9 protein-coding genes and 1 pseudogene are annotated in these 9,693 nt (G+C 35.4%); 4 read left to right on the forward strand and 6 right to left on the reverse strand.

What is annotated here, in order from left to right; genetic code table 11:
- Nucleotides 1-314 precede the first annotated feature (314 nt).
- Entirely contained in the window at nucleotides 315-524 is a 210-nt protein-coding gene (locus tag EKM78_RS11835) for a hypothetical protein (RefSeq protein ID WP_057811787.1), read from the forward strand.
- A gap of 19 nt (nucleotides 525-543) precedes the next feature.
- On the forward strand, nucleotides 544-822 hold the full coding sequence (locus tag EKM78_RS11840) for a hypothetical protein (RefSeq protein WP_125678503.1): 279 nt from the start codon (nucleotides 544-546) through the stop codon (nucleotides 820-822).
- Here the strand turns inward: EKM78_RS11840 and EKM78_RS13385 are convergent.
- The 3 genes and pseudogenes from EKM78_RS13385 to EKM78_RS11860 all read right to left on the reverse strand — a co-directional run bounded on the left by EKM78_RS13385 (nucleotide 812) and on the right by EKM78_RS11860 (nucleotide 3,763).
- Nucleotides 812-1,501: pseudogene (locus EKM78_RS13385) on the reverse strand (ATPase). The gene EKM78_RS11840 and the pseudogene EKM78_RS13385 overlap by 11 nt on opposite strands.
- A gap of 300 nt (nucleotides 1,502-1,801) precedes the next feature.
- Complete coding sequence (locus EKM78_RS11855) at nucleotides 1,802-2,101, reverse strand: replication protein (RefSeq protein WP_125772482.1); 300 nt, start codon at nucleotides 2,099-2,101, stop codon at nucleotides 1,802-1,804.
- Between the two features lie 120 nt (nucleotides 2,102-2,221).
- A complete protein-coding gene (locus EKM78_RS11860) occupies nucleotides 2,222-3,763 on the reverse strand; it encodes a primase C-terminal domain-containing protein (protein WP_125772484.1) in 1,542 nt (513 codons plus the stop codon).
- 652 nt (nucleotides 3,764-4,415) lie between these two features.
- On the opposite strand from EKM78_RS11860, the gene prgP reads away from it, so the two are divergent.
- Both prgP and EKM78_RS11870 read left to right on the forward strand, forming a co-directional pair.
- Nucleotides 4,416-5,315 carry a ParA superfamily DNA segregation protein PrgP gene (prgP, locus tag EKM78_RS11865; RefSeq protein ID WP_125772486.1) on the forward strand — a complete coding sequence of 300 codons (900 nt, stop codon included), beginning with the start codon at nucleotides 4,416-4,418 and terminating at the stop codon, nucleotides 5,313-5,315.
- Nucleotides 5,302-5,622, forward strand: a complete 321-nt coding sequence (locus EKM78_RS11870) for a hypothetical protein (protein ID WP_010625593.1) — start codon at nucleotides 5,302-5,304, stop codon at nucleotides 5,620-5,622. Before prgP ends, EKM78_RS11870 begins: the two co-directional genes overlap by 14 nt.
- A 475-nt stretch (nucleotides 5,623-6,097) precedes the next feature.
- On the opposite strand, the gene EKM78_RS11875 is transcribed toward EKM78_RS11870, so the two are convergent.
- From EKM78_RS11875 to EKM78_RS11895, 3 genes are all read right to left on the reverse strand, one after another.
- Nucleotides 6,098-6,754, reverse strand: coding sequence for a recombinase family protein (locus tag EKM78_RS11875; RefSeq protein ID WP_055126654.1), 657 nt, complete (start codon nucleotides 6,752-6,754; stop codon nucleotides 6,098-6,100).
- A 701-nt stretch (nucleotides 6,755-7,455) separates the two neighbouring features.
- A complete protein-coding gene (locus tag EKM78_RS11890; protein WP_125772488.1) occupies nucleotides 7,456-7,998 on the reverse strand; it encodes a DUF4411 family protein in 543 nt (180 codons plus the stop codon).
- A gap of 4 nt (nucleotides 7,999-8,002) precedes the next feature.
- Nucleotides 8,003-9,193, reverse strand: a complete 1,191-nt coding sequence (locus EKM78_RS11895) for an ImmA/IrrE family metallo-endopeptidase (protein WP_010011588.1) — start codon at nucleotides 9,191-9,193, stop codon at nucleotides 8,003-8,005.
- Nucleotides 9,194-9,693 lie beyond the last annotated feature (500 nt).

Raw genomic sequence — 9,693 nt, forward strand, 5'->3', positions numbered from 1 at the left:
TTCCAGCACTAATATTACTAAAGCTCATGTGAAAAATTGCCATGTCGGTCACCACCTTTCTTTGGGTTTATGGGTTTCCTTTTGTTGTCGCCAACGGCGACTTCTGATACAAGGGGTTAGCACTTACACACAACCAACTTTAGTTGTTGTGTGTAAGTGCGCATTGACCTCGTTTCACTCGTCCTGCTGATTCCCCTAAATTTATTTATAGTGTATGCCTTCCGCTTCGCTATTTCAACTTCTATTCTTTGATTTAACGTTCTCTGTATGATATAGTGTCGGTGATTATTTTTAATACGATTGGAGGGATCATTATGTCTCAAAGTAACTTAGAAAAACAAGAAGCCAAATTAAAACAGCTTAATCAAAAGATTAAAGCTGAAAAAAATAAAATTGAACAAAATCTCGGTAAGCAAATCATTAGATCAGCCAATTTGGATTATGGGACACTTACTACTCCACAGATTAAAATGATTGCTAAAAAAGTTGCCGCCTTTTTAAATCAATCTCAAAATAACCGATAATAGTTAGGTGGTAATGACTATGCCTAATCAATATGAAAAACTAGTTGAGCAACAAGCGCGTTTAAAACAAAAAATTGAGCGAGAAGATTTTAAATTACGGCAATCTAAATACTACGAAAATCGGCAAGCCCGCAAAGCCCGTTCTCGCCGATTAATTCAAAAAGGGGCTTTGCTAGAAAAATACTTTCAAGCTGATAATCTCTCGGTTGAACAAACCGAAGAGCTTTTAAAAATATTTGCCGATTACGTTAATACCCATAAACCAAATAAACTCAAAAACGATCAACCTAATAACTAGGCCGATCGTTTTTATTTTCTGAATCATTCATGGGATTTCTAATTTTTAAATCCGAATTATTTTTAGTAAAGGAATTTAGTTATTTTTGAATGGCGGCTTCAAAAATAATTTTGGGATTTATCCAAGGAAAATCACGCAAATTATTTTTGATCACCTGGTCATGATCTCGTCTGTAAACTGACACAAATTTTTGGCTATTATCGTAGATCACGACGTTATCAGCTTTGAATGCGACTGCTGCTAAATTATGATTTGATTGACTATAACGTTTTTCAACAACTTCATCTGGTACACCGTGCCCACCTTTTTGACCCGTTCATGAACCCGAATAATTGCTACTTTTTCGTTTTTTAACGCCACGTATAAAAGCGTGACCTCAAAACCATTTTGGTGAGCCCGCTCGATTAAATTTAATTGTGCCTTTCCTTGACCAGATAAGGTTGTTTCAACATGAATACTCTGCCCAGTATTTAAAGCCGCGTGGAGTTGTTTTATTTCTTCGCGCATTGCCCCTAAAGTTATCACGATTTTTATGCCAATCGACAACCATTTTTTGGAGGATTTCATCGGCATTTAATCGTTTGGAGTGAGTAAATAATTCGGGTCTCGCGCGATATAAAGTGCTTTTACCAGCGCCGCTTTTACCAGCCACGATGATGTCTCTCTTTGGCTCACTCATGTTAAATCACAAAATGCTTTTCGTTGATAATTTGCTCTTGGCGTTTATCTAAGTGTGTAGCGCGTCAAACAACTTGCGTTTATCAGGATCTGGATTATGGGCTGCTTGTTCCCAAATTTCTTGAATATCGACTGCCCACTGGATTTGGTCATTTAAAAAGCTCCTATCCCATTTTTTTAGTTCAGCTATCACCAATTCGGCCACTCAAGGTGCCTATTTTTACTTATAAGCGGTTTTAAAACAGTTTTAATATTTATGCACTGCAACACTTAAAACGGCTTAAATGAGCTAATATGACGTTTAATTCCAAGAACACTCATTGTCAGTGTTCTGTTCTTCGGGGTGCTTAGCCACATATTTTCTAACCGCTTTTTTATTCCACCAAATCCCAAATAGGTTTTGCATAGTGCCGTATAAGTAGTTCTCCACGTTCTTGATATGCTTCTCATTGCTTCTTAGGGCGTTAAAGTAGCGTCTCAAGGCTTTAGTCATCAAAGGTTTTAGTTCTTCGTCGTCAAGCGGGATTAGAACCCCAATATCTTGATGATCCTTTTCAACTCGGTATTTAGCATTTAAGATAATGCCAATAAAACGATGCATTTATTTAAGTTAGATACATATTATATGTACGAAGGCATTTCATTTACACAAGATTCTTGACGCTACCTATCTAAGAGATAAAAAATCTAATGGCAATTGGTAGCACTAAATTAAGAGACTTCACCCCGTACTTATATTGGTTCCAAATCTATCTACTTCATCATCAATTTCTTCAACATCTGAAAATACGCTTTGTTCCTCAATATACTGCCTATTCTGTAACTTCAAAAAAGCCTCAAGGTAATTAACCCAAGCTATTGATTCTGCTTCTCTTTTCCGATATAAAGCTCTTAATACCATTTCTAAAGTTGCAATTTGTGACGCTTGATTTCCTTTCCCCTTTTTTACAATTAGCTTATTAGATGAAATGGCTTGTTTCATCACCCTATTCAAGGTTGATGGAGAAATATCAAGAGCATCACGAATAGCCCTGGTTGACATAATAACTTTGTCTGCTCCAGAGCTAACTTTATTAATTAGTTCAATCACATCATTTAGCCATTCTGACACGTGACTATAGACGCGTTCTGTGCGAGGCTTCGCCCACTTGTACCATTGAACGTTACTTTCTTGCACCACAATGCGCTTCTCATCAGGTGTTGCCCAGGTATCTATTAATTCATCAATATAAAGTTTAGATGCACCTTTATAATTGCCAGAATAAGCGTCACGGACGCAACGCTGCATATCTCGTACGTCTAAAGGATCTTCAAGGTATGAATTAAACTCATCTAATAAATTGAAGGCATCGTTTTGGTTTTTTCCAGAAGAGTAGCACGCTAAGGCCAGTGTAAGTATAGTATTGTGACGTCCTAGTCCTTGACCTGGTTTAATGTTGTGCTTTGTCAACATAATTCTAAACCAAGCTTGATCGGTTTGTTTTCTATATTGAGAATGCGGACTATTAATTACTTTTAGATTGCTCTTACGCTTTTCCTTACTTTTTTGTGTGACTGACTTACTCCACATTAAAAAACCAGCAAATGAGTAGGTCAATTCTGGTTCAAAAAAAATAATATTATCTTCCCGCGGGATCCGAAAAATTCCAAAACTATTACATCCTACATCAGTAGCAGGTATTTTTTCCATAATCGTACTTTTTATATTTTCAGAAATCTTTCTAGCCGCGCTTAAAACAGGCATACTACCATTTTTATGTTTTGATAAAAATGCTGGGCAATCCAAGATATAGTAAATTTGATACCCTTTATCAGTTTTCAAGACAAGTGTGGGTAGAATATGGTCCTCTAAGACTATGCTGCTATTAACCAGATTCAGGTTTCGATCTCTATCTAGAGCATCTTTAAAATCAATATCAACTACAAACGCATTAATTTGGCTTAGATTACGTTCTGAATGCCCTTTAATATGTTTACGGCTGTTATCATATCCTAACCAATTAAAGATATTAGGTGTCCAATGTGTTAGTGTCTCAATGTTTTCTATTAATGCTTCTTCAGAAGTCACGACAAAACCCATGTCACGACTCATTGATGATTTATTACGAAAAACAGCAATTGAACCAGTCTTATTATCGTTATGTACTTCTTGATTGAGTTGAACTAGTTTACTATTTTTTGGTTTATATTTTTTTAAACCATTATGTAAAATAAGACTAATTGCAGACCAAGATTTGTAGCTTAATTTTTCCGTTACGGACATAATATTTGCACTCCTTTCAGAACGATATTAACCAAAGGTAGATTTGTTTTGAAACAAATAGTAGTTAATGCCGTTGATTAACTCGAAAGAAAAAGTGAACCAGCATATCACTGATCCACTTAGAGTTAACAGAATCAAGATGTGCCGTTCAAAGCCATATTAATCCGCAAATCATTTCATTATCTATGTTCTATAGCAGTATTGAATTTTAGAGAAAAATAGCATACAATATCCTATGAATAAGTTTTATGAACATTTATTTTCTTTATATTTTTTTGCGGGTCGCTGTGAATGCCAGTTCACAGTGGCTTTTTTTATTTTCTTTTGCACTTACAATAACCTACCCAAAAACCTATGTCAATTGCATTTTTGGAAAAAGATACTTTTACTATTGTATAAAAGTATCTTTTTATCTTTATATCTAAAGATACATTTATCTTTTTATCTTTAGATAAATGTATTTCTTGATTTGTCGCCGTTTATTGTCCATATTTTTATATCTTTGTATCTTTAGATAAAAAGATAAACTTATCTAAGGATACTTTTATCTTTTTATCCTTGTAAAATTTTTTTTTTATATTATAATAAAAGTGCAAAAGGATACTTTAACAGAAAATAAAAATCATTTACTTATTTATATTAGGAGGCAAACATGCCACAAGTTATTATTAACGCACAACAAAAAGGCGGCGTTGGGAAAACAACTGATACTGTTATGGAAGCAATCGTAGCTTCTACAATATTTGATAAAAAAGTATTGGTGATTGATACAGATTTACAAGGTAACGCTACAGATTTTTTAGGCCGAACCTTTAATTTAAAGAAAATAGATTACACACTTATGAGATGCTTAGAAATAGGCGACTTAAGTAAAGGTATTGTAGAATTAAGCGATAATCTCGATTTGATCGGTTGTAAATATGATATGCGTAAATACGGGGATTTTCTTATAGAAAAATTTGATAATATCTATGACCGTACTTTTTATATGTCAACCCTATTAGACGCCATCAAAGATCGTTATGACTATATATTTATAGACGTTCCACCTTCAACAGATTTAAAAGTTGATAATGCAATGGTTTGTGCGGATTATGTTGTGGTGGTCCAAGAAACACAACGATTCTCTTTTGATGGATCTAAACGTTTAGTATTTTCTTACCTACAAAGTTTGGTTGATGATTTTGGATCGAAGGTAAAAGTACAAGTAGCAGGCGTTTTGCCTGTACTCCTTCAGAATCGAAGAGAGTTACACAAAAAAATTGTTAACGACACAGTCTCTTTCTTTGGTCAAGATAATGTGTTCAACACAATCATCTCAAACCATGCAAGGTTAGAATGGTATACAGCACAAGGTATACAATTTAATGATTTTCACGACAAAAAAATGTTTGCACTTTTTGCGGATATTTTTTGTGAATTAGAAGAAAGAATACAAGCCTTTGAAACTCAGGGAGATATATCTGACTACATATACAAACGTCGTTACTTGACAAAAGACAACAAACTTACGAAGCTTGGAAAGGGGTTAGATGTTAATGGGCTTAATTAATCGAGGAAATAAAGAAACCGAATCACCAGAAGCACTCCATTCAGCTGATGTCAGTAGAGATACATCTTCTCTTAATCCAAAAACAACCGAAACAAAGAAATGGACTGGAGCAGAGAGGAAAAATATTAAAGTGGCTCCGCCTGTCTTAGATTTAATAAAAACAATGTGTAATATGACCGACAAAAATAAACCAGAATCGAAAGCATATGGTTTAGTCAGTACGGCTGTAAATGAATATCTAAAAAATCACTTTACTGAAAGAGAACAAGAAATTATTAGGAATAGCATCGAAATTAAATACCGGTAATACAATTTCAAAAATACGTTATTAGAACTTACTTATTCCAATAACGTATTTTGTATCTTTATATCTTTATATCTTTAGATACAAAGATACTTTTGAACTAAACTATTTTTTTAAGCTCACTTGAGTATTTCTAATTGGATACCTAATTTAAAAAAGGGTAGATTGTACTATATCCTTGTATCTTAAGATACAAGGATATTTAGATATAAAAATTAAAATGACATATTAATAATGTAACTAGTGTTTAATGTTTAAATTACTAAGCTGCTAAGCTATTGGTCTTGCCATTTATATATGCTTTATTAAAAAGTATCTAAGTATCTTTAGATACAAAGATACTTAGATATTTAGATACTTTTGATATCTAGTACTTTTCACAATAGATATTGAAAATCTATTATAAGAAATTTTTTAAGAACTATAAAATGCTTTAAATTAACATTGATAACGATAGTTGCAATATACTCATCATCCTCTATAAATCATTAATCGACCTAGCATAGTCTCGAATTCGATAAACCTGTGTTCGTCCGATACCAGTTTCTCTGGAAATTTGCGCAATACTTTTTCCGTTCTTTATTCCGTTTAAAACCCCATTATATATGAAGCGTTTTGAACCATTTGGAGCATATTCTTTTTTTCTTCCTTTATATATGCCCTTTGTCTTAGCTATTTTTATTCCCTGACTTTGCCTTTTTAAGATTTTTTGGCGTTCTTCTTCTGCCGTATATTTGTATATTTCCAATACAAGATTTGTTAATAGAGCTCTTAAATTGCCGTCTTCAACACCTGCAAACGTAGGTAAATCTAGAACATCCAAAACTGCTCCTCTCCGTCTGATTTTATCAATAACATCTGTTAAATCACGCGAATTACGCCCTAAGCGATCCAAACTTATTACTGTAACTACATCGTCATCATGAATATACTCCAGCATTTTTTTTAACTTTGGGCGTTCCATGTTTTTACCAGAAATTTTCTCTTCAAATATTTTTTGAACTCCGGCTTTTTTTAAAGCAAAGATTTGACGATCTAAATTCTGATCAGTGGTAGACACTCGTGCATAACCTATTTTCAATTTTTTGACTCCCTTTTTAAAGTATTTATGTGACAACTCTATTGTGTCATACATAAATACCGAGATTTCAATAAACTAATTGTTACACAATAGGGTATACCCTAGTGGCCGTTTTCGGCTTAGTACTATTAATGCAGCTTTTCTATATTCAATGACCTTAGTTCCTCTTAATTTGATTTTTTGTATGGGAACACAATGCCCAATCTGAACTCGTTTTGTATTGCGTACTTCATAGACTTCGTTCCTAGCATGCCACGGCCAACTTGCTCTACAGACTTACTACCTTCAAAATAGTCTTTTTCAAGTTTGCCCATTCTATTTACATAATCCTTGATATACCAAACTTTTCGAGCAAATTGCGCAAGACGCACCAAAGCAACGATCGCGCTGTTATTCGCGCATACGGTATGAACGTGGTGACCACGATCGAAATCAACAGTGTGGCGAAGCTCTTCACGCTATACACGCACCTATCCAAGTAGCAAATAATGAAGACGGCGAAACGTCAAATGCAGGGCTTGTCCCTGCATTTGACGTTTCGCCACCTTTTTGTAAATGGTGAATTGGTGTGCCATCCACATTTTCGCATTTTGACCGGAAGCACCGTTACATCAGTAATTCCATCTTGTGTTCGGGCAATTTGGTTGTATTTAGTATCCCCGTGTTAGAGCACTGGGGGTATGGACGGCCGGCTGACGCGGACAGACCTTTGCTCGCACTTGCGCCTTTCACGCTGCACGGCAAAGCGAAGTTAGCTAAACCGAAAGCTGGTATCTATCTTCTATCTGGAATAGTGAAATGCATCCTACTCCCATGACACTGGCAACATCTGGAATCTTTGGCTCCTTTTTCATTGGATTCTTTGCGCTAAGTTGTCCCGCTGGTTGCTCAAAGGTAATGATTTGCCATCCATAGGCAGCTGCCATTGCAATCAATTTAGGATCAGCTTTCCAGTCTTGACTCCAGTTTGCGATTGCGGCTGTTCGATAGTATCCGCAAGTCTGTAAATAGTTCATGATTTTCCCATACTGTGTTAAATATTGATAATCTGCTTCATAGCCTTTAAACACGCAAGGTTGAATTCGGTTAGCTATCCATTCCGAGAGTTGGTCCCCAGATCCAGATAATTCTTTGTAAACCACTTCCGGTATAACAATCTCCCTCGACGTCCCTGTTAGGCAGCCTTCAATCCAAGCCCAGTAACTTGGAAAGTGAGACATTGAATAGTACTGCTTGAATGGCGCGATAAAAGAATTACTATCAATTACAAACTTTGCGTTATTCGTTGAACTTGCCAATATCTCACCCCTTTTCCTTAATTTTTCCCAGTAGCTTTTCAAATGCAGTACTATTGCTGACACCCATTAACTCAAATGCTGTGTTATAACCTAAAGTTCCACTATTAACGCTCCACTCAACTTCTCGAGCGAAAGTGGAATCGGTTTGTGCCGCTTTCGTTGTATAGTATTCGCCACCACCGCTACCTTTAGCCCTTTGATATTCCTTGTTACGTTGATATTCCCGATCGAGTTCATTCTTAAGCTGATCAACAGTTTCTTGCGTAATTAGTTTCAGATGAAGGGAGCGTATGGCAGCGGACAAGGGACTAGCATTAAATCGCTTGGCGACTGCTATAATTTGGTCAACTTCGGTGCTCTCGTTGTATTTCTGCCACTCAGTCGTAAACAAAGGCTCAGGAAATATTATGACTTCGCTAATACGATTGATATATTTCTCGGTTTTAGGATTCAAGAATTGGCGGTGAGCTTGATAATCATCATTATATAGTTCAGACGTTCCAAACCATATATGCGTTAGTTCATGCACGAGAGAAAATAACATGGCATTATAGCTGTCGTTAGAGTTTACAAAAATGAAGGGAGCGAATGAATCATCGATAGCAAATGCCCGAAACTCAGCTTGAGCCAACGGCCGATGTGTATTACTACCAACGATTCCGCTATACATGACAATAACGCCAACTTGATCTAATTTCATTCGTAAGAGATTGAATGCCTCGCGATTTTTCAAGCCAACATTCCATCCTAGTTTTAAATCTAGACTTTTCATAATGTTGAAGGCAATCTGTTCATCACTTAAACTGCGATAGTTCGCGACATACTTAAATCCATGAGAGAAGAAACTAGAGGGATATCCGTTTTTCTGACGTTCCTCACTAAGCCAACTCTGTTTCAGCTCCATGCTGTGAATAGTATCAACCAAGTTGCGAGAAGGCCGATCTATCTCGATGTTGTTGATCGTTCTAAACTTCAGTAATGGCAAATCCTCTTTAGGAGTATTATCCAAAAAGAAATATCCAAAAGGAATCTGAGCTTTTTTGCTTAAATCTTTAAGCTGATTTAGGGTCGGCTTACTTTCATTTTTGAGCCATTTATCAATTTTATTTGTCCATGCCTCATTCAAGGTACCATTAGATGCTTCTTGAACCCAATGCAAGACAGCAGGCTTAACGTCAATGCGCGTAGTTGCCATGTTATCGCCTCCTTTCAGCAGTACTCTATTCGCTCATTCTATCATGATTTTACGTTTTTGTATTGCAAGCGATTGATGCTAAGCCCTGGATTGCATAATTATTTGATCTTAATCGAGAAAAACTTTGCTTTTAGCGCCAATTGAGCTTAATTTCACGTGTTTATTAGTAGTTAAAAATATTTTTCTCCGGTGTTATTTTAAAATTCTGCTTTGTGAATGTTTTAAGCTGCTTTTGCTATATTAGCTATATTGTTGATAAGATTAAATGTCATCTTATTCAGATAAGAGCGAGACATATCGCAAGCAAGAATATCACAAAATGTATTTTTGAATTTGTGTTATGAGGATCATAATAACTTTATTGAAACAGCTCTTTCGAATTTAATAGGTAGTCCAATATTAGTTTCTTATATTTTTCGCGCGTTTTATAATCTTTTTTAATTATATTCACATTCGTGATTTCGATAAAAAAACCTTTAAGACGTCAACTTTGTCTTAAA

Origin of the sequence: Companilactobacillus furfuricola (assembly GCF_003946325.1) — a bacterium.
Classification (GTDB): domain Bacteria; phylum Bacillota; class Bacilli; order Lactobacillales; family Lactobacillaceae; genus Companilactobacillus; species Companilactobacillus furfuricola.

Coding starts and splice junctions, on each gene's coding strand:
- EKM78_RS11835 (WP_057811787.1), top strand. CDS start 315: ATGTCTCAAAGTAACTTAGAAAAACAAGAAGCCAAATTAAAACAGCTT.
- EKM78_RS11840 (WP_125678503.1), top strand. CDS start 544: ATGCCTAATCAATATGAAAAACTAGTTGAGCAACAAGCGCGTTTAAAA.
- EKM78_RS11855 (WP_125772482.1), bottom strand. CDS start 2,101: ATGCATCGTTTTATTGGCATTATCTTAAATGCTAAATACCGAGTTGAA.
- EKM78_RS11860 (WP_125772484.1), bottom strand. CDS start 3,763: ATGTCCGTAACGGAAAAATTAAGCTACAAATCTTGGTCTGCAATTAGT.
- prgP (WP_125772486.1), top strand. CDS start 4,416: ATGCCACAAGTTATTATTAACGCACAACAAAAAGGCGGCGTTGGGAAA.
- EKM78_RS11870 (WP_010625593.1), top strand. CDS start 5,302: ATGGGCTTAATTAATCGAGGAAATAAAGAAACCGAATCACCAGAAGCA.
- EKM78_RS11875 (WP_055126654.1), bottom strand. CDS start 6,754: ATGTATGACACAATAGAGTTGTCACATAAATACTTTAAAAAGGGAGTC.
- EKM78_RS11895 (WP_010011588.1), bottom strand. CDS start 9,193: ATGGCAACTACGCGCATTGACGTTAAGCCTGCTGTCTTGCATTGGGTT.